This window comes from Rhodococcus sp. PvP016, assembly GCF_017832185.1.
In the GTDB taxonomy this organism is placed as follows: Bacteria; Actinomycetota; Actinomycetes; order Mycobacteriales; family Mycobacteriaceae; genus Rhodococcoides.
In genome coordinates, this window is record NZ_JAFIBH010000001.1 from 850915 (window position 1) to 869731 (window position 18817).

The 18817-nt window shown below is 69.3% G+C and carries 18 protein-coding genes; 5 read left to right on the plus strand and 13 right to left on the minus strand.

Annotation, left to right across the window (positions count from 1 at the left end):
• Positions 1-7: 7 nt before the first annotated feature.
• Complete coding sequence (locus JOE30_RS03855) at positions 8-1519, minus strand: MFS transporter (RefSeq protein WP_204869460.1); 1512 nt, start codon at positions 1517-1519, stop codon at positions 8-10.
• Between the two features lie 114 nt (positions 1520-1633).
• On the opposite strand from JOE30_RS03855, the gene JOE30_RS03860 reads away from it, so the two are divergent.
• Both JOE30_RS03860 and JOE30_RS03865 read left to right on the plus strand, forming a co-directional pair.
• Positions 1634-2500, plus strand: coding sequence for an NAD(P)-dependent oxidoreductase (locus JOE30_RS03860; RefSeq protein WP_027505919.1), 867 nt, complete (start codon positions 1634-1636; stop codon positions 2498-2500).
• A gap of 97 nt (positions 2501-2597) precedes the next feature.
• Positions 2598-2882, plus strand: coding sequence for a putative quinol monooxygenase (locus JOE30_RS03865; RefSeq protein WP_027505918.1), 285 nt, complete (start codon positions 2598-2600; stop codon positions 2880-2882).
• Position 2883: 1 nt separating this feature from the next.
• On the opposite strand, the gene JOE30_RS03870 is transcribed toward JOE30_RS03865, so the two are convergent.
• From JOE30_RS03870 to JOE30_RS03890, 5 genes are all read right to left on the minus strand, one after another.
• Positions 2884-4476 (minus strand): phage infection protein, encoded by a 1593-nt coding sequence (locus tag JOE30_RS03870; RefSeq protein WP_204869461.1) that lies wholly within the window; start codon positions 4474-4476, stop codon positions 2884-2886.
• 87 nt (positions 4477-4563) lie between these two features.
• Positions 4564-5181, minus strand: coding sequence for a histidine phosphatase family protein (locus tag JOE30_RS03875; protein ID WP_204869462.1), 618 nt, complete (start codon positions 5179-5181; stop codon positions 4564-4566).
• A gap of 33 nt (positions 5182-5214) precedes the next feature.
• Positions 5215-5613 (minus strand): MmcQ/YjbR family DNA-binding protein, encoded by a 399-nt coding sequence (locus tag JOE30_RS03880; protein ID WP_204869463.1) that lies wholly within the window; start codon positions 5611-5613, stop codon positions 5215-5217.
• 22 nt (positions 5614-5635) lie between these two features.
• Positions 5636-6175, minus strand: a complete 540-nt coding sequence (locus tag JOE30_RS03885; protein WP_204869464.1) for a GNAT family N-acetyltransferase — start codon at positions 6173-6175, stop codon at positions 5636-5638.
• Positions 6176-6177: 2 nt separating this feature from the next.
• On the minus strand, positions 6178-6981 hold the full coding sequence (locus tag JOE30_RS03890) for a transglutaminase family protein (RefSeq protein WP_204869465.1): 804 nt from the start codon (positions 6979-6981) through the stop codon (positions 6178-6180).
• Positions 6982-7138: 157 nt separating this feature from the next.
• Here JOE30_RS03890 and JOE30_RS03895 point away from each other — a divergent pair, with 157 nt between their 5' ends.
• Positions 7139-7753: a maleylpyruvate isomerase family mycothiol-dependent enzyme gene (locus JOE30_RS03895; protein ID WP_051613396.1), complete on the plus strand. Its 615-nt coding sequence runs from the start codon at positions 7139-7141 to the stop codon at positions 7751-7753.
• A 67-nt stretch (positions 7754-7820) separates the two neighbouring features.
• Here JOE30_RS03895 and JOE30_RS03900 read toward each other — a convergent pair whose 3' ends face one another.
• The 3 genes from JOE30_RS03900 to lysX are packed head-to-tail and all read right to left on the minus strand — an operon-like array spanning position 7821 to position 12916.
• Positions 7821-8699, minus strand: a complete 879-nt coding sequence (locus tag JOE30_RS03900) for an oxygenase MpaB family protein (RefSeq protein WP_204869466.1) — start codon at positions 8697-8699, stop codon at positions 7821-7823.
• A gap of 26 nt (positions 8700-8725) precedes the next feature.
• Positions 8726-9610 (minus strand): alpha/beta fold hydrolase, encoded by an 885-nt coding sequence (locus JOE30_RS03905; protein ID WP_239532476.1) that lies wholly within the window; start codon positions 9608-9610, stop codon positions 8726-8728.
• A gap of 9 nt (positions 9611-9619) precedes the next feature.
• Positions 9620-12916: a bifunctional lysylphosphatidylglycerol synthetase/lysine--tRNA ligase LysX gene (gene lysX, locus JOE30_RS03910; protein WP_371831740.1), complete on the minus strand. Its 3297-nt coding sequence runs from the start codon at positions 12914-12916 to the stop codon at positions 9620-9622.
• Between the two features lie 287 nt (positions 12917-13203).
• On the opposite strand from lysX, the gene JOE30_RS03915 reads away from it, so the two are divergent.
• Entirely contained in the window at positions 13204-13779 is a 576-nt protein-coding gene (locus tag JOE30_RS03915; RefSeq protein WP_027505908.1) for a TerD family protein, read from the plus strand.
• Here JOE30_RS03915 and JOE30_RS03920 read toward each other — a convergent pair whose 3' ends face one another.
• Positions 13780-14067 (minus strand): hypothetical protein, encoded by a 288-nt coding sequence (locus JOE30_RS03920; protein ID WP_307806054.1) that lies wholly within the window; start codon positions 14065-14067, stop codon positions 13780-13782.
• 40 nt (positions 14068-14107) lie between these two features.
• Positions 14108-15334: a diguanylate cyclase gene (locus JOE30_RS03925; RefSeq protein WP_204869469.1), complete on the minus strand. Its 1227-nt coding sequence runs from the start codon at positions 15332-15334 to the stop codon at positions 14108-14110.
• A 169-nt stretch (positions 15335-15503) separates the two neighbouring features.
• Here JOE30_RS03925 and JOE30_RS03930 point away from each other — a divergent pair, with 169 nt between their 5' ends.
• Positions 15504-16544: a nitronate monooxygenase family protein gene (locus JOE30_RS03930; protein WP_204869470.1), complete on the plus strand. Its 1041-nt coding sequence runs from the start codon at positions 15504-15506 to the stop codon at positions 16542-16544.
• Positions 16545-16548: 4 nt separating this feature from the next.
• Here the strand turns inward: JOE30_RS03930 and JOE30_RS03935 are convergent, their stop codons facing one another.
• Together JOE30_RS03935 and lat are read right to left on the minus strand one after the other, a co-directional pair.
• On the minus strand, positions 16549-17358 hold the full coding sequence (locus JOE30_RS03935) for an alpha/beta fold hydrolase (protein ID WP_204869471.1): 810 nt from the start codon (positions 17356-17358) through the stop codon (positions 16549-16551).
• A 60-nt stretch (positions 17359-17418) separates the two neighbouring features.
• On the minus strand, positions 17419-18756 hold the full coding sequence (gene lat, locus JOE30_RS03940; RefSeq protein ID WP_204869472.1) for an L-lysine 6-transaminase: 1338 nt from the start codon (positions 18754-18756) through the stop codon (positions 17419-17421).
• Positions 18757-18817 lie beyond the last annotated feature (61 nt).

Here is an 18817-nt window from a genome sequence, read left to right on the forward strand (position 1 = left end):
CGGTGCGTCAGCGCGCTCGACGGAACAGGACGGCGGCCGCGCTGCCGGCGATCAGCAGCGTGACGAGCGTGGCCCCGGACGCGGCGACGATGCCGTCCACGTACGCCTCGCGGGCGCGGGACGCGAGGTCGGGCCCGACGTCGGGTGACATCCGGCCGGCTTCGGCCAGGGTGCCGGCGAGCGTGCCGTCTCCGGACGTGTCGGCGGGCCCCAGCACCAGGCGGTACGTGGCCACGCTGATGGAGCCGAGCACGGCGATGCCCAGTGCCCCACCGAGTTCCGCACCCGTCTCCGACACGGCACCGGCCGCGCCCGCCTTCTCCGGTGCCGCGGTGGCGAGCACCCGATCCGAGCCGAACGTCGTGCCGGTACCCACACCGAACGCAGCGATCACCATTCCGCACAGCAGGATCGCGAGCGTGGCGCCCGACCCGACGTCCGAGGGGAGGGCCACCGCACCGATCACGACGGCACCGACGAACATGACGGAGATGGCGCCGACGAGGATGACGGCCGGCGGGCGGCGTTTCATGATCAGGGGGGCCGTCAGTGAGGCGGTGGCCGTCGCGATCGCCGGGATCAGCGACCACAGTCCCGCCTCGAGGGTGCCGAGCCCCATGACGAGCTGAAGATACTGCGACAGCATCAGATTGAAGCCCGTGATGATGAAGACCGACACGAGGATGACGATCACCGCGACGGAGAAGGCCGGGGTGCGGAACAGGTCGAACTCGATGACCGGGTGCGTGCTCGCGCGTTGACGTCGCACGAACCACCAGCCGACCAGGAGCCCCACCGCGAGCGCGGCGGCCACCTGCCAGTCGAGGCCGTTCTGCGCGGCGTGCTTGAGCGCGTAGACGATACCGAGCATCGCGACGATCGAGGCGCCGACGGCGGGCAGGTCGAAGCGGCCGGGGTTCGGGTTCCTCGCCTCGGGCAGCATCACCGGCGCGGCGATCAGCAGGACCACCATGATCGGGATGTTGATGAGGAACACCGAGCCCCACCAGAAGTACTCGAGCAGCGCGCCCGCGATGACCGGGCCGAACGAGCCACCGCCGGCGAATCCGGCCGTCCAGATCCCGATGGCGACACCGCGCTGCACGGGGTCGACGAAGAGCTTGCGGAGTAACGACAGTGTCGACGGCGCGAGGGTGGCGCCGCCGATCCCGAGAAGAACCCGCGAGGCGATGAGGGCCTCCGGGGTGTGCGAGAAGGCGGCGGCGACGGACGCGATGCCGAAGACGAGCGACCCGATCATGAGCAGCCGACGGGTGCCGATGCGGTCGCCGAGGGAGCCCATCGTGACCAGTAGGCCGGCGAGCATGAAGCTGTAGATGTCGAGGATCCACAGCTGCTGCGAGCTGCTCGGCTGGAGGTCCTCGGTCAGCGAGGGCAGGGCGAGGTACAGGACCGACATGTCCATCGAGACGAGGACGATGGGGACGACGAGGACGGCGAGACCCCACCACTCGCGACGCCCCGCCCGTTCGGTGGCGGGCGTGTCGGTGCTGGTCATGCGTGATCCGTTCGAGAGTGCGTGTGGTGGTGCTCCGTGAGGGGAACACCCTGCATTGCAACACACGGAGCGGGTCGGAAAAGAATCCGCTCCAGCCGGTGAGAGGGAACGAACATGCGGGTGGCAGTACTGGGAACCGGAACGATGGGCGCGGGCATGGCGGGGTCTCTGCTCCGCGGCGACCACGAGGTGACGGTGTGGAACCGCAACGCCGATCGCGCGGCGCCGCTGAAGGACCAGGGGGCGACCGTCGCGGACGATCCGGCGGCCTGCGTCGCCGACGCCGACGTGATCGTCACGATGCTCTACGACGAGTCGGCCACCGCGGACACGGCCACCACCTTCCTGTCAGCGGTGAAGGACGGCGCCGTGTGGGTCCAGTCCGCGACCGTCGGTCCGGCCGGCGCCCGACGGCTGGCCGATCTGGCGCAGCACCACGGGGTCGCCTTTCTCGACTGCCCGATGCTGGGGACCAAGGAGCCGGCGGAGTCGGGAAAGCTCACGGCGCTGGCCTCCGGACCCGCCGGGGGGCTCGAGTCGGTGCGCCCGGTGCTCGAGTCGATGACGGTGAAGATCGTGAACGCGGGGACGGAACCCGGCCGGGCGAGTGCGCTCAAACTGGCGTGCAACGCGATGGTGTCCACGCTCACGGCGGCCACGGCGCAGTCCCTCGCGATGGCGTCGGAACTGGGCCTGGAGCCCTCGCTCGTCCTCGAGGCGCTCGACGGTGGTCCGATCAACGCGCCGTACACACAGATGAAGGGCCGCTCGATGATCGAGCGCGACTTCACCCCGTCGTTCGGGATCGACGGCGTGGTCAAGGACGTCGACCTCATGATCGATGCGGTGGATCCGCGCACCTCCCGCCTGCTGCAGGCCGTGCGCAGTGCGTACGTGGACGCGAGCGTCGCGGGGCACGGCGCCGACGATCTGGCGGCCGTCGTCACGGCCTTCGAGAACGACGAGGGGTTCCAGGGCTGAGTCGCCAGCGGGCAGTCGGGCGATAACCGACGCCCGCCGCCGCTCCTCGCCGTACGTTCGGGTGGACCGATGACGAACGAGCGAGACGAGAACGACGATGAGTGATCTGCACGTGGTGGCCACCATTCCGGTGACGGACGGCTTCGATGAGGTGCTGGAGGCGATGCGGCAGTTCGCCGTTCTCACGCGCGAGGAGGACGGCTGCCTGGAGTACGACGTCTACACCTCGAACGCGGCGCCCGACACCATCGTCACCGTCGAGGTGTGGCGGGACCAGGCGGCCCTCGACGGGCACATGGCGTCACCGCACATGGCCGACGTCATGGGTCGCCACGGCGCCAAGCTGGGCGCCCTGGCGATCCACCCGTTGACGCCCGCCTGAGTCAGGCGAGGCGCGGTTCGTCCCGGTAGGCCGCGCGGTCGTCCTCCGGGTCGGACCGGGCGACGAGCGAGTAGACGAGACCGGACACCGCGAGCAGGGCGACCATCACGAGGACGGCGAGCCAGCCCGTCGAGTCCATGGCGTCCGCCGCGATGCGCTCGAGTCCGGCGGCGAGCCACCCGACGGGCGTGAAGGCCGCGGCCTTGCCGAAGACGGAGCTGTCGGGCGACCCCACCAGGGCGCCGCCTGCCAGGACCAGCTGGACGAGCAGCAGCACCAGGTTGATCGACTGGCCGACGGCACGGCCGAACGCCATCTGCACGGCGCCCGCCGCGGCGAGGAACGCCGCGGAACCCAGGAACAGGAAGACGATGCCGCCGAGGAGCGAGCCGACGCTGAGGCCGTCGCCGACGAACCAGTAGGCGATGCCCGCAGCTGCGGTGACCGCGAGGGCCCCGAGGACGGGCGCGATCCGCGCCAGGCGGTCCCGACGCGTCAGCAGGCGCATCAGACTCACGGCGGCGGCCGCAGCCACGGCCACCAGTGCCGCGATCAGGTAGTAGTTCGACGGGGTGCTTCCCTGCACGACGAGGGTGGTCTGCGTCTGACCGTTCTCGTCGGTGGTCGTGGTCGCTGCCACCGCGTTCGCTGCGGGCAGCGAGGTCTGCGCGGTCTTGACGTTGGTCTGCAGGCTGCTGACGACGCCGCCGATCGGCTCGATGCCGGTCGCGATCTGGTCGGTGCCCGCCTTCAGCTGCTTGCCACCGTCGTCGAGCTGGATGATGCCGTCGTTCAGCTGGCCGGCGCCCGTGGAGAGCAGCGCACTGCCGTCGACGGCGGTGTTCACACCGGTGACGAACTCGCTGGACGGATCGTCGAGCTGGAACGCGAGCAGGGCGGCGCCGTCGCGCAGCTGGTTGATCTGGGAGACGGTGTCGGGGCCGATGCCCTGCGCGTTCAGCGTGTCGATGAGCTCACGCAGCTGCCGCGCCGCATCGGTGGTGATCGGGTTGTTCAGCACCTCGATCCGGTTCGCGACGTCCGCGATGGACGAGGTGACCTTGGCCTGCTTCTCGCCCAGCGCCAGGAGAGGTGTCGTCAGCTGGTTCACGCCGCCGCTGATCTGCACGGCGCCGTCACCGAGCTGGCCCACGCCGCCCTGCAGCTGCACGAGTCCGCCGGCCAGCTGGGAGTTGCCGTCCGCGAGCTGCTGGGACCCGGTGCGCGCCTGTCCGAGGCCGTCGGAGAGCTGGGTGACCCCGTCGGTGAGCTGCGGCGCCGCGTCGGTCAACTGAGTCAGTCCACCGCTGAGGAGGCTCAGGGGCAGCTGCGTCTGGGTGAGGGCCGAGCGCGTCTTCGCCAACGGGTCTCCCGCAGCGGTGGTGCCCCCGTCCGTGCCCTCGGAACCGTCCGCCGAGGTGGTGGTCTCGGAACTGCTCTGCGAGGCCAGGGGAACGACGTCGTTCCCGCTGAACGACGCATAGAGGCCGGCCAGGAGCAGGGGGAGTGCGATCACGAGAACGACGATCACGGGCCGCGACAACGTGGCGACGAGACCCGAACGCGGGGCACCGTGTGCTGAGGGAGAAGTCATGATACTGCTCAGGCTAACCGGTGCCGACGCGCTCGACGGACCGTGCCGAGTGCCGATCGCGCCCGTAATACCCGGTGACCTGCGCGATTAAGAAGTCGGTGAGGATCGTGCGCGGTTACGGGGGAGCAGATCCCACACGTGCTGCGTCTCGTTCACCGACGCTACCGTACGTCTGCCGCTGCGCGAGAACAGTATTCGCGTGACCGAGACGTAGTCGATCGGAAAGGTCAGGGGCATTGCGGTGCCGAGTAGATCCTGCAGGTAGACGTTGATCACCCCGCCGTGGGCGACGGCGGCGACCGTGTCCTCAGGCTCCGCGTCCCGCACCACCGAGGCGATGTCGTCGAACACCCGTCGGCGGAAGGCGTCGGCGTCCACCGCGCTCGGCAGATGCCCGGCCTTGATGCGCTCGAACTCGGCGGGAAACTTCTCGCGGGCCTCCTCGATGGGGAGGTAACCCGGGAAGTCGCGGTCGTACTCCGCCAGACCGTCGAGCACGTCCACCGGGAGTCCGGTGTCCGCCGCGAGTGGTTCCGCGGTCTGCCGGGCGCGCAGTTGTGGACTGCTGACGATGCGCGCGAGGCGATGGGCGCGCAGCCCGTCGGGCACGCGCGCGGCCTGCTCGAGTCCCAGCGGTGCGAGTGTCGGATCGGCACCCGCGTCGGAACTCAGCGGCAGAGCATGGCGGATCAGCAGCAGTTGCACAGCGGCCACTGTCTCACGGCCACTGTCTCGCGGTCATGAGAGCGTTCCGAGTTTCGCCACCAGCCGGGCGGGCGCAGTCCGCCGGAACGACATGTCGAGCAGTTCGTCGACCTCGGACCAGTCGGGGGTCCCGATCGTCAGGTCGAGTCCCACCCAGCCGCTCGCCGCGGTGTACGCGGGCTCGAAGAATCGCTCGTCGTCCAGCAGCGCCGCTCGCTCGTCGGCGTCGGGAAGGATCTGCAGCGACCGATCCCAGCGGGTGGAGTGATGATCCCCTTTCACCGTGGCGCCGTAGATCGCGAAGACCTTCGAGGTGCGGAAGTTCGGGCGGCCGTGGGAGACCTTCTCGGTGGCGCCCGGCAGGCGTAGGGCTCGCTCCCGCACCCTGGCCAACAACGGATCGTCGTCGCGGAATCGCACGGGATGCTTCATGACCGAGGAGACTAGGCCCTCGTCATCGAGCCGGGCGGTCGATCGCCATCACCACGTGGTCGGTGGGGTCGATCGGATTGTCCGGGGTGAGGTGGGCCTCGGCGACACGTCGGTACCCGGCCTTCTCGAGCGCGCGCCACGACGCCACGTTGCCGGCGGCCACCGGAACGACGACGCAGGTGGCGGCCGGGTATCGCCGCCACGTGTCGGCCGTGAACTCGATCAGCACGCGGGTGCCGAGGCCGTTCCCGACGAGGCGCCCCTCGCCGATGAGGTAGTCGATGGTGACGGCCTCCGCGGGCGCGGGCCAGAACGGTGCCAGCTCGTCGACGTACTCCGGGTAGTCGTGCCATCGGGCGCGCTGGAGCAGGCCGACGGGGGTTCCGTCGTCGAGGGCGAGCGAATCCTCGGACGGTTCCTCGCCGCGGGCGGACGCCCCGAAGTCGCGGGCGACGGCCTCGGCGGTGACCTCGTGGTTCCACCACCGCGCCACGTGGGGGTGCGACAACCAGCGCGCGAGCAGCGGAAAGTCGTTCTCGGTGACCCGCCGGAAGGTGATCATGATCAGCGCATGGACACGAGTTCGTGCACGTCGTCGTACGGGAGCATCCCGTCCACCGTGGCCATGACCTGCATGCGGTCCAGAACGATGTAGCCGTCGTGGTTGTCGAGGAACGCGGTGTCGGACGCGTCCCGCCCGGTCGCGATCCGCACCAGGCTCTGCCTCGGGGCCAGCCGCGTCGCGTCGACCACACGCCAGACACCGTCGACGTAGGCCTCCGCGACGGCGTGGAAGTCCATCGGGTCGCAGCCGGGTGCGTAGACCGCGACGAGTCGGGCCGGCACGGTCATGGCGCGCAGCAGTGCGACGACGAGATGCGTGTAGTCGCGGCAGACTCCGCTGCCCGCGAGGAGCGTGTCGGTGGCGCCGTCGATGGGGTCGCTGCTGCCGGGTACGTAATGGAGACGGCGGCCGACCCAGGCGGACACGCGCTCGAGCACGTCGGCATCCGAGGTGTAGCGCCCGAACTCGGTCGCGGCGAAGCCCAGGAACTTGTCCGATTCGCTGTACCGGCTCGGCCGCAGGTAGACGGACAGGTCTCGCTCGACCACCGGGGCGGGATCCGCCTCGCCTTCCACGCGGGCGCGGTAGTCGACGACGAGTTGTCCACGCCCACAATCGAAACGGTGGATGCGCCCACCGGTCTCCGCGCGGATCTCCGTGGGTGTGATCTCCTCGCCGTCGAGCCGGAACGACAACGATTCGGTGACCGTCGTCCCCGGTAGCTGCGCGACCGCGATCTGGAACTCGAGGTTGGTGGGGTCGACGACGGTCACGTCGAGGTGGGCAGATACGTCACGCGTCACTACCGCATGATGCCACCGGTCACGGGCGGAAGATCGCCCGGACCGCGTGTGGTCCGGAAGCCCCGCGCTTCGATGACTTTCGATCCGCCGCCATGTCTGTCCAGTGGCAGGCCTGTCCAGTGGCAGGTCTCGAACACGACGGAGGATGTGGAGTCGCATGTCGAACGAGTTGGACAGAGAGCGCGTCGCGGCACTGACCGCGACGCAGAGGCAGGCAACGGTCGCGGTACTCGAAGGACTGTCGAACACCGAGTGGCAACAACCGACTCTGTGCGAGGGTTGGACCGTTGCCGACCTGGCGGCGCATCTGTCGATGTCTTTTCGGGTGAGCTTGCCCAAGTTGTTGGTGACGATGATTCGAGAACGCGGCAGCTTCGACCGCGCGGCCGACCGTCTTGCCCGCCGTGACGCCGCGACGATGGGCCGAGTCGAACTGATTGCCGCGCTCCGAGACAACATCACCACCGAGTGGAGTCCACCGGGAGGTGACCTCGTCGATTCGTTGTGCCACGACGTCGTTCACGGACTCGATCTGACGGAGGGACTGGGACTGCCCGCGACCGCCACGACGCCGCAACTGGAGGTGGTGCTTCGCACGATCGAGTCCAGGAATCGGATGGCCTATTTCGGCGCCGACCTCGACGGGTGTGCACTTCAGGCGTCCGACATCGACTTCCGCATCGGAGACGGCGACACCTTGATCTTGCCGGCGAAAGCGGTTGTCCTGATCCTCACCGGCCGGGCGACCGTGCACGATCATCGTGGAGCGTGACAGATCGGCCCCCGACTCCGGCACGGCCGCACCTGTGATCCGATGCCCGGGAGGCCCGCCGCCCTCCTCAGCCCGCTTCGCGCCCATCCTGCACCGTCGGGCCCGCACCCAGAGCCCACCGGATGGCGGTGGTGACGGCGATGCCGCTCGCGCGCACGGCGGTGGCCTCGGTGATCGGAAGATAGGGCAACCGCAGGGGGAAGCGGGTCCAGCGCGGCATCATCGACACCGCCACCGACGACAGCAACCCGTAGGCGGGGCGTACTGCCAACGGAATCGGTGGGTTGAGCAGGATGAAGCGGGCCGTGCGGCGTGCTGCGGGAGTTCCGCGCAGTTCGGGCCGGTACATGTCCAGCATCTCGTTCAGCTCGTCGACCGTCTCGGGCACGTCCTCGGCGCCGAGCCCGCGAGCGACCCAGGCCGACTCCCGGACGTAGGCGTCGCGGCCGCCGGCATCGAGAGGTCGGGCACCGTAACGATCGTGCGCGCGCAGGAAGCTGTCGATCTCCGCGACGTGGACCCACCGCAGCAGGTGCGGATCCGACGCGGCGTACGGCCGCCCGTCCGGCGCGACTCCCGTGATGCGCTTGTGCACGGCGCGCACGATTCGCACGGCGCGCTCCGCGTCCTCGATGGTGCCGAACGTGGTCTCGGCGAGGAACGTGCTGGTGCGCTGCAGACGGCCCCACGGGTCGCCGCGGTAGCCGGAGTGCTCGTCCACGGCAGCCATCGCCAGCGGGTGCAACGACTGCAGGAGCAGGGCGCGCATCCCCCCGACGAACATGGACGCGTCGGCGTGGACGCGCTGGATCGCCGAGTCGGGACCGTAGCGCCGCGGACCCTCGGCCAGGTGGATCCGGTCGCGTCGAGCGGAGCCCTCGTCACCCGCGACCCGCGCGAAGATGGTCTCGCCCACTCGGGTCTGGACCGTGCGCAGAGGGTTCATCTCTCCAGTGTGCGCTCGCGCGGCGATCAGCCGGTGGAGACAGTTCTCACCAGCGCCGCGACCCGGCGGGGCTGGTCGATCATGGCGTGGTGGTGCGACGGGGACACCACGGCGAAGCGGCCGCCGAGGTTGCGGGCCAGACGCTGCTGGCGCCGCAACCACCGCGCTCCCCACGGGGTCCGTCGTCCCGTGTGCGCGGCGGCCACGATGACCGGGACGGACGGAACAGGCGTCGCGCGGCGCAGGCGGTTCAACTCGAGGGCCATGTCGGCGTACACCGCGTACTCGATCGCGGCGGCTTCCAGATAGGAGGGATCGCGGTAGATGCGGCGAAGATCGTCGACCCGGTCGGGCGCGTAGCCGTCCGGGGGAATGGCCTGCGTCAGGACGTGGCGCACCGGATCGGCGAGCACCCGTTGCAGACCGGCGGCCGAGACGGCGCGGGCGATCACGCGGGTCACCGGAATGCGAATGCGCGGCGGCACCAGGGCCGACGGCGATTTCTCGACGCTCGAGTCGAGCAGCAGGAGCCCGGCCGTGCGCGCGGGATACGACCGCGCGAAACCTTCGACGTAGAAGCCGGCCATCGAGTGCCCCACCAGGACCATGGGGTCCGTCATCGCGAGGGCGTCCAGGACGGCGAGGATGCGGTCGGCCTCGTCGTGCACCGTCGGCACCCGGTCCGGAGGCAGCGGTTCGCTGTCGCCGAAGCCGGGTCGATCGATGGCCACCGTCGTGTGGCCCGCAGCAACGAGCAGCGCGGACACGTCGATCCAGTCGTGCCACGTCGAGGCGAGCCCCCCGCACAGCACGACGACCGGAGCGGGCGTCGCCGCCGTGTCGGGGCGGGAGACCACCACGTGCACGGCGGTCCCCAGCACGTCGACGATCACCTCGCCGTTCGGTTTCATGTGAAACATTCAGCTCCGCGGCTTGGCCAACGGGAACGCGAGGGTCTCGCGGATCGACCCGCCCGTGATGAGCATGACCACCCGGTCGACACCCATACCGAGGCCTCCGGTCGGGGGCATGCCGTGTTCGAGCGCCTGGAGAAAGTCCTCGTCGAGTTCCATCGCCTCGGGGTCGCCGCCTGCCGCGAGCATCGACTGCGCGGTGAGACGAGCGCGTTGGTCCACCGGATCGGTCAACTCGCTGTACGCGGTGCCCAACTCGACGCCCCAGGCCACCAGATCCCACTTCTCGGCGACGCCGGCGATGCTGCGGTGGGGCCGGGTCAACGGCGACATCGACGTGGGGAAATTGGTGTAGAACGTCGGGAACTCGGTGAAGTCCTCGACGAGGTGCTCGTACATCTCCTGCGCCACGGCGCCCTCGTCCCAGGTCGACTGATAGGGGACGTCGTGCAGATCGCACAGCCGCTGCAGCTCCGAGAGCGGTGTATCGGGCCGGACGTCGGCACCGATCTTCTCCGCGACGGCGCCGTGCATGGTCTTCACCGGCCACTCGCCGGAGATGTCGATCTCCGTCATGGTGCCGTCCTCGGCCGGCCGGTAGATCACCTCGCGGCCGTGCGCGGCCACAGCGGCGCGCTGGATCAGCTCCCGGCACAACACCATCGCGCGCTCGTAGTCGCTGTGCGCCTCGTAGGCCTCGAGGATCGTGAACTCCGGATTGTGCTTGAAGTCGGCGCCCTCGTTGCGGAACACGCGACCGATCTCGAAGACCCGCTCCATGCCGCCGACGCACAGGCGCTTGAGGTACAGCTCCGGCGCGATGCGGAGGTAGAGATCGAGGTTGTAGGCGTTGATGTGCGTGAGGAAGGGCGCCGCGTTCGCGCCGCCGTGAATCTGTTGCAGGATCGGCGTTTCCACCTCCATGTACCCGCGGTCGCCCAACGTGTCGCGCAGCGACTTCACCACCGCGCTGCGGGCACGCATGAGGGCGCGCGCCTGCGGATTGATCTCCATGTCGACGTAGCGCTGGCGCACCCGCGCCTCGGGATCGGTGAGCCCACGGAACTTGTCGGGCAGCGGATGCAACGATTTCGCGTTCATGCGCCAGTCGTTCACCAGCAGCGCGAGCGCTCCGGTGCGACTGCGACCGACCACTCCCGTGCAGGAGATCAGGTCGCCCAGGTCGAAGTCGGAGGTGAAGCGTCGCAACCGATCTCGATCGATACGCTCGCTGTCGAGCAGGATCTGCAGATCCCCGCTCCAGTCGCGCACGAGGCCGAAGACGACGCCGCCGTAGTCGCGGATGCGCAGCAGGCGACCGGACACGCGCACGGTGGTGCCCTCCGGGGCGTTCGCCGCGGCGTCGACGGTGTGGGTGGGCGGGTGCGCGACGGGGTAGGCGTCGACGCCGTCCGCGGAGAGCCTGTCCAGCTTGGACATCCGCACCCGGACCTGTTCCGGCCGTCGCCGGCCGGGCAGCGTGTCGACGGGTGTGTCGTCGGGCTGACTCCCGTCGGCGTGCAGCGTGCCGTCGGCCAGCAGTGCGGCGGGAACAGCCTGTCGGGTGCCGGTGTGGGTACGTGCACCGAGGCCCGGCAGCGTGAGGAACCCCTCCGCGATGGCCGATGCGGTACCCACCTTCGGCAGGTCGCGGTTGTCCTCGAAGCACAGGTACCGCGGTACCCACTCGGGCTGGTACTTGAGGTTCGATCGGTACAGCGCCTCGAGCTGCCACCATCGCGAGAAGAACACGAGCGTCGAACGCCACAGGCGCAGAACGGGTCCCGCACCGATACGCCCGCCCTCCTCGAACACGGAGCGGAAGACGGCGAAGTTCAGGGACACCTTGGTGATGCCCACCGTCTCCGAGCGGGACGCGAGCTCGGAGACCATGAGCTCGACGGTGCCGTTGGGTGAGGCGGGATCACGGCGCATGAGGTCGAGCGACGCTCCGCTCGCGCCCCAGGGCACGAGGGAGAGGGTGCCCACGACGCGGTCGTCCGCATCGAGCACGGCCTCGACGAGCAGGCAGTCGCCGTCGAGAGGGTCGCCGAGGCGCCCGAGTGCCATGGAGAATCCACGTTCGGTCTCGGTGTCACGCCAGCGATCGGCACGCTCGACGATGCCCGGCCACTCGTCCTCGGGGATGTCGCGATGCCGTCGGATGCGCACCGTCACGCCCTTGCCGCGCGCCCGATTGACCGCCTGGCGCACCGGGCGCATGTCGGGTCCGTTCAGGCTGAACGAGCGGGTCTGCAGGATCGCCTCGTCGCCGAGTTCGAGCACGGCGAGTCCCGCCCGCCGGAACGCGGCGGCACCGGTCTCGCTCGCGCCCATCACCGCCGGGGCCCACCCGTACTGCGACGACATCTCGAGCCACGCCTCGATCGCGTGGGGCCAGGACTCCTCGAGGCCGATGGGGTCGCCGCTGGCGAGGCACACGCCGACCTCGACGCGATAGGTGATGGCGGCCTTGCCGTTCGGGGCGAACACCACCGCCTTGTCGCGGCGGGTGGCGAAGTAGGCCAACGAGTCGTCGTGGCCGGAGCGGGCGATGAGTCCGCGCAGCGCCGACTCGTCCGTGCCGGTGAGAGCGTTGCTCGCACGCTGCGATCGGAACAGTGTCACCACCGCGGCGGCGAGGGCGACGAAGGCGAACAGTCCCAGAAGAAAATTGAGGAAGCCGTGTGGTCGGCCGCTGAACTGCTCGTTGTCCACCAGTGCCAGGCCGGCCACTCGGTTGAGTGACCACAGGAAGGTCTCGTTCCGCGGTAGCGAGCCCGGGAACGCCTCGAGCAATGCCCAGCCGGCGAGGATGCCGACGATCAGACCGGTGACGAGGACGCCGAGCGCCTTCCATCCGGCACCGCGTCGGACCTTGGTGTCGAACTCGGTGCGGGCGGCGAGCAGCAGTGCGAGGACCGCGACCTGCAGGATCAGGCCGATCCAGGACCCGACACTGCCGGGGTCGTCCACCAGGGTCGATACGTTCACCGCCGCGGACCCGGCCGTGTAGAGGAGGGCGATCCACCACGCGACGCGTTTACGCGTCGACAGTGCCGCGGCGACCAGCGCGACGACGAAGCCGTAGGACAGGCTCGTGTCGGGGGCGTCGATGACGTACGAGTCGAGCCACTCGCGGGGGACGTGGACGAGAGCTCGGAGCGCGGGCGACAGGCTCCACAGGATCACCAGCGTCGCGTACACGCCGAGCACGAGGCCGACGTGGTGTGGCACCTGCCGCAGTCGCCCCTTGTGCCGCGACCGGCGATCGGCGCGGGCGACGCGGGACGCGTCGGACAGGCCCGACGGGGACGGTGATGCAGTGCCCGCGGCGGGTGACGCCGGGGTCGCCTGTGTGGCCATGATCGAGCGCCTCCTGCCGAGACCGTGGTTGACGGGACGAGCCCGTGTTCCGCAGGACACAGGCTGTGACAGACAACTATGCAGCGTCCGATGCCGCCGCGCGCCCTTTGCTGCGCGGCGGCCCGTCACGGAGGGCCGGGAACCGGAACGACGTGGGGTTCGTTGGCCGGGCAGCACCGATCCGAATACGGATGAATCGGGCGAAACGAGAAGGGATCTCTCACATGGGCGTCAGCCTGACCAAGGGTGGCAACGTGTCTCTCACGAAGGCCGCACCGAATCTGACCGCGGTGTCCGTCGGACTCGGATGGGATCTGCGCACGACGACCGGAACGGATTTCGATCTCGACGCCAGCGCCATCGCGCTCGGCCCGGACAAGAAGGCCCCCGGCAACGAGTACTTCGTCTTCTTCAACAACCTGAAGACTCCGGACGGCTCGATCCAGCACACGGGTGACAACAAGACCGGTGAGGGCGACGGCGACGACGAGGTCATCGACGTCGATCTCGCAGCGGTCCCGTCCACGGTCGACATCGTCACGTTCCCCGTCTCGATCTACGAGGCCGACGCGCGCTCGCAGTCGTTCGGCCAGGTCCGCGGCGCCTACATCCGCGTGATCGACAAGTCGAACGGCACCGAGCTCGCCCGCTACGACCTCACCGAGGACGCCTCGACCGAGACCGCCATGGTCTTCGGCGAGCTCTACCGCAACGGTGCGGAGTGGAAGTTCCGCGCCGTCGGCCAGGGCTACGCCTCCGGACTCGCCGGCATCGCTCGCGACTTCGGCATCAGCGTCTGATCAGTCTCGACGCCTGATCTCGGGGCGGTCGGCTCGTCGCCTCGCGCGCACGACGCCGATCGCCCCGATGATCATGCCCACGATGGACAGCACGTCCGACTCGGTGAATCCGTGCTGGCGTGAGAACACCACCAGCACGCGTCCCTCGAGTGGGGCGTTGAAGAGCAACCAGCCGATCGACGCGAGTACCACCGCGGTGATCGACCAGGCGTTCGGCCGGGCAAGGCACCACGCCGACGCGGCGAACAGTGAGTTCATGACCACGAGTGCGTGGAAGATGTCGATCACGGGGTGGGTTTCCTCGTCTGGGTCCGATGCAGGGCGGGTGTCACAGGAAGGTCGAGAGCAGCCGATGCCCGCCGGCGGCCTTGGCTCGGTACATCATCGAGTCCGCACCTCGTGTCGCGCGGTCGATCGCCCCGGGTCCGGAACTCCACAACGACGAGTCGGGAGTCAACACGGCGACGCCGACGCTGGCGGTCACGGGAATGGTGTCCCGCCGGTCGTGGACCGTCTCGGTGACGCGAGCGACCACCGATTCGACGTCGCCGTCCACATCGGTGAGGACCGCCACGAACTCCTCGCCGCCGGTACGCGCGAGCACCCCGTGGCCGTCGAAGAGCTCGGCGAGTCGGGTCGCGACCAGGATGATCACGGTATCGCCCTGATCGTGTCCGAAGCGGTCGTTGACGCTCTTGAACCGATCGATGTCGATCATCACGACCACCACGGGCGAGGTCGTCGCCAGTGCCGTCTCCCACAGATCCTCGACCGAGTTCTGCAGACCACGGCGGTTCCTGACGCCGGTCAGCGAATCGAGGTCCGAGGCCTTCGCGTCCGTCGAGACGAGCGACCACGCGATGGACGCGAAGACCGGCACCCCACTACTCGCGCCGCTGGCCACCAGTACCGCGGCGATCGCGTCCCACGGTCCCCACAGGTTCTGGACGTACGCCAGTGCGCCGATGAGGACGATGACGGCATTGGTGAACGCGAGGTGGGCGAGCAGCACTCGTGGGCTGAGGAAGAACGTGCAGAGAGCGCCGTTGATCGCGAACAGGAAGGTGCCGATCAGCGCCGAGGTAGGGGTGTCCAGCAGGATCACCGACGCGATGCCGACGTCGCCGAAGATCAGGAAGCCGAGGAACTGCGCCTTCGTGTCCGGCGTCGGTCCGGTGAGCACCCAGATCATGGCGGCGATCTGCAGTGCCAGCACGAGGAAGACGTAGACGATCGCCGGCGTGCCGGAGGGGCCGTTGGGCGAGGCGAGCATCAGCATGGACACGGTCGCGTTCAGCAGCACCGCGCCGGCGAAGACCAGCCGGATGATGCCGTGGATGGACCGGGTCGAGTGGTGGACGAAGATCCAGTCGAAATCGTGCGGCGTGGTCAGCCATCGACGGACGACGTCGAGTGCGCTGTCCCGGGGTCGGTGGGTGAGGGGTCTGCGCTGCGCGTTGCGGATGCGCCGGGATCCGCTGTGTCGACCCGAGCGAGCACGATCGCGGGATGCGCGAACGCGCTGCGTGACCGGCGGACGGGTCGGGTGCGACATGCGTGGAGAATCCCTTCGAACTCGATGCGACCCCCGACGCGGCGTGTACGTGTCCCTGCTGGCGACCAGTGAAGTGTACGTGTAGTCGGTTTGGTCGGCCCGAAACCGGTGAAACATCGGGTATTCGTGGTAGGTCGACGGACCTTCCGATCGACGTACGATCGGCCGCATGACCGCCGTGTTCCCTGCCAGGCTTCCCGTCGTGTGCGCGCCGATGGCCGGAGGCCCGTCCACGCCCGCCCTGACCGCCGCTGTGAGCGATGCCGGTGGCCTGGGATTCCTGGCCGGAGCGCTGCTGAGTCCGGAAGCACTCGACGGCCGGCTCTCCGAGATCGAGTCCCTCACGTCGTCGCCGTACGGCGTCAATCTCTTCCTCCCGTCCGAGCACATCGCCGTCGCCGACGAGATGGAGTCGTACCGCGCCGCGCTGGCCCCGATCGCCGCCGAGTTCGGTGTCGAACCCGGCCCGGCGACACCCGGCCCCGACGACATCGACGCGGTGATCGACGTGGTGCTCGCCCACCGCCCGGCGGCCGTGTCGGTCACGTTCGGTCGACCCGGCGCCGAGCTCACCGCCCGCGTGCACGAGATCGGCGCCCTGATGATCGGGACGGTCACCTCCGTCGACGAGGCCCGTGAGGCTGTCGAGGACGGGGCCGACATGCTCGTCGTCCAGGGCAGCGAGGCCGGCGGACACCGGGGCGTCTTCATCGACGACACGTCGTCTCCTCGAGGCGGTGACGCGATGTCGCTGCCGTCCCTGCTGCTCGCCGTCGGGCTCTCGGTCGATGTGCCCCTGATCGCGGCCGGCGGAATCATGGACGGATCCGGCGTGGTGGCCGCGCTCGGACTCGGCGCCGTTGCTGCGCAGATGGGCACCGCGTTCCTGTGCTCCGACGAGGCCGGTACCTCGGCGGTGCACCGCGCCGCGCTGCTGGACCGCCGCTACCGGCGCACCGTGGTGACGCGCGCGTTCTCGGGACGGCCGGCTCGGGGACTCGAGAACGAGTTCGCCGCGCAGTTCACGGCGTCCGCACCGGCCGGCTACCCCGACGTCAACGCGATCACGGGCCCGATCCGCACCGCGGCGACGGCTGCCGGCCGGGCGGACGTGCCCAACCTGTGGGCCGGTACCGGGTGGCGTTCGGTGACCGCCGCGCCGGCCGCGGACATCGTCGCGCGAATCGTCGCGGAGATGGAGACCGCATAGAACGTCAGGCGGGGTCTGCGGTCGGGGTCCGGTCCTGACTTCCCGCGAGGAGGATCGACGCGATCAGCTCGGGATTGTCCGTCATCGGCACGTGGCCGACCCCGGGGACCGAGATGACGCGGGCGTGCGGGAAGCGGCGCCGGACGCCACGCACCTGATAGTGCGGCAGGATCAGGTCCCGCGTGCCCCACGCCACCGTCACCGGCACCAGCGGTTCGGTGAGCGGCGGGAACTCGAACGGCGCGTCGATGCCCGCGTCGATCATCGCGTTGGTGGTGAGTGACGAGGCGTCGACGACGGCGGCCTCGTACGACACCCGGCTCGGGTGAGCGAAGAACGGCAGCAGGGTGGGGTACCGCACCGCCCGCATCTTCAGCGCCGTCGGTGTGGCCTTGCCGAACGTGCGCGCGACGGTCCGCATCGCGCGGAACGTCACCATGGTCCGAGCCTGGTCGGTGTGATTCAGGAAGAAGCCGGCGGGCGACAGCGCGGTGGCCGACGCCACCTCGCCCTGCGCGGCGAGACACAGCGCGACGTAGCCGCCGAGCGAGTTGCCGGCGATGTGCACCTGGTGGTCCGGCTCCTCGATCTCGCGGACGAACTCGGTGACCTCGTTCTGGAGCGTGAGCAGCACGTTCTCGCCGGACTCGCGCAACGGCTCCGACTCCCCGTGCCCGGGCAGATCCACGGTCACGACTCGCCGATAGGGCGTGAGCAGGTCCAGCACCGCGTCCCACGCCTGGCGGCGGTGAACGACTCCGTGCACCAGCACGAGGGTGGGACCGTGACCGTCGACGTCGTAGCGCAGTGTCATGGGCGGATGGTAGCGGAGCCCGGCACAATGCCTGTCACTCGGCGTACACAGACAATCCGGTCACGCGCTCAGAACCCGGTCGATCGCCGCGACGGCGTCGGCCAGTGCCTCCTCGGTCACGGTCAGCGCGGGACGGAACCGGACGCTGCGCGAGCCGCATCCCAGCATGATCACCCGCTCGTCGACGAGGAGCCGCGTGATCAGTCGATCGCGAGTCGCGGTGTCCGGCAGCGAGAACGCCCGGAACAGGCCACGACCTCGGACGTCCGAGATCGACGGGTGGTGCACCGCGAGTGCGTCGAGAGAGTCGCCGAGGACCGCGCCACTCTCCGCGGCGCGGGCGATGAGGCCGTCGCGTTCGATCACCTCGAGGATCCGCCGCGCCCGCACCATGTCGGCCAGGCCGCCGCCCCACGTCGAGTTGATTCGGGATCCGACCTCGAAGACGTTGTCGCGCACCATGTCCACGCGACGGCCCGCCATGATGCCGCACACCTGGGTCTTCTTGCCGAAGGCGAGGACGTCGGGTTCGATGCCGAGTTGCTGGTGCGCCCACGCGGTGCCGGTGATGCCCGCCCCGGACTGGACCTCGTCGACGATGAACAACGCGTCGAACTCGTGGCACAGAGCCTGCAGGCCGAGGAGGAACGACGGCCGGAAGTGATGGTCGCCGCCCTCGCCCTGGATCGGCTCGACGACGGCGGCGGCGATGTCGTCGGGGAACGACTCGAACGCGGCCCGCGCGGCGGCCAGTGAGCGCGCCTCGAGAGCGTCCATGTCCGCGCCCTCGCGCAGGTACGGCGACGGGATGCGTGGCCAGTCGAACTTCGGGAAGCGTGCCACCTTGATCGGATCCGTGTTGGTGAGCGACATCGTGTAGCCCGACCGGCCGTGGAAGGCGTGCTCGAGGTGCAGGATCCGTCCGCCCAGTGCCGGGTCGAGACCGCGGGACTCGTTCAGCCGGCTCTTCCAGTCGAAGGCCACCTTGAGGGCGTTCTCGACGGCGAGCGCGCCGCCCTCGACGAAGAAGAGGTGGGGTAGTTCGGGGATGCCGAGCACGCGCGCGAAGGTCGCGACGAAGCGAGACATCGGCTCGGAGTAGAGGTCGGAGTTGCTCGGCTTGTGCAGCGCGGCCGTCAGCAGATCCGCTCGGAACTCGTCGTCGCGAGCGAGCGACGGATGGTTCATCCCGAGCGCGTTCGAGGCGAAGAACGTGAACATGTCGAGGTACGACGCACCGGTCCGCGCGTCGACGAGTGTGGAGCCGTGCGACCGCTCGAGGTCGAGAACCATGTCGAAGCCGTCGGCCAGGATGTGGCGCGACAGCACGTCGTGGACCGACTCCGGCGCACCGGCGGGAACGGGGGTGGTGGGCCGCGATGGCAGTACCTGCGTCATGAAAGCGAAAGTACGCGATAAAATACTGCCAAACAACAGTTGGGCCGGAATAAATCCTGTC

Excerpts from the sequence above, each read along its gene's own strand:
- JOE30_RS03855 (WP_204869460.1), bottom strand. The coding sequence starts at position 1,519 with ATGACCAGCACCGACACGCCCGCCACCGAACGGGCGGGGCGTCGCGAG.
- JOE30_RS03860 (WP_027505919.1), top strand. The coding sequence starts at position 1,634 with ATGCGGGTGGCAGTACTGGGAACCGGAACGATGGGCGCGGGCATGGCG.
- JOE30_RS03865 (WP_027505918.1), top strand. The coding sequence starts at position 2,598 with ATGAGTGATCTGCACGTGGTGGCCACCATTCCGGTGACGGACGGCTTC.
- JOE30_RS03870 (WP_204869461.1), bottom strand. The coding sequence starts at position 4,476 with ATGACTTCTCCCTCAGCACACGGTGCCCCGCGTTCGGGTCTCGTCGCC.
- JOE30_RS03880 (WP_204869463.1), bottom strand. The coding sequence starts at position 5,613 with ATGAAGCATCCCGTGCGATTCCGCGACGACGATCCGTTGTTGGCCAGG.
- JOE30_RS03885 (WP_204869464.1), bottom strand. The coding sequence starts at position 6,175 with ATGATCACCTTCCGGCGGGTCACCGAGAACGACTTTCCGCTGCTCGCG.
- JOE30_RS03895 (WP_051613396.1), top strand. The coding sequence starts at position 7,139 with ATGTCGAACGAGTTGGACAGAGAGCGCGTCGCGGCACTGACCGCGACG.
- JOE30_RS03900 (WP_204869466.1), bottom strand. The coding sequence starts at position 8,699 with ATGAACCCTCTGCGCACGGTCCAGACCCGAGTGGGCGAGACCATCTTC.
- JOE30_RS03905 (WP_239532476.1), bottom strand. The coding sequence starts at position 9,610 with ATGAAACCGAACGGCGAGGTGATCGTCGACGTGCTGGGGACCGCCGTG.
- JOE30_RS03915 (WP_027505908.1), top strand. The coding sequence starts at position 13,204 with ATGGGCGTCAGCCTGACCAAGGGTGGCAACGTGTCTCTCACGAAGGCC.
- JOE30_RS03925 (WP_204869469.1), bottom strand. The coding sequence starts at position 15,334 with ATGTCGCACCCGACCCGTCCGCCGGTCACGCAGCGCGTTCGCGCATCC.
- JOE30_RS03930 (WP_204869470.1), top strand. The coding sequence starts at position 15,504 with ATGACCGCCGTGTTCCCTGCCAGGCTTCCCGTCGTGTGCGCGCCGATG.
- JOE30_RS03935 (WP_204869471.1), bottom strand. The coding sequence starts at position 17,358 with ATGACACTGCGCTACGACGTCGACGGTCACGGTCCCACCCTCGTGCTG.
- lat (WP_204869472.1), bottom strand. The coding sequence starts at position 18,756 with ATGACGCAGGTACTGCCATCGCGGCCCACCACCCCCGTTCCCGCCGGT.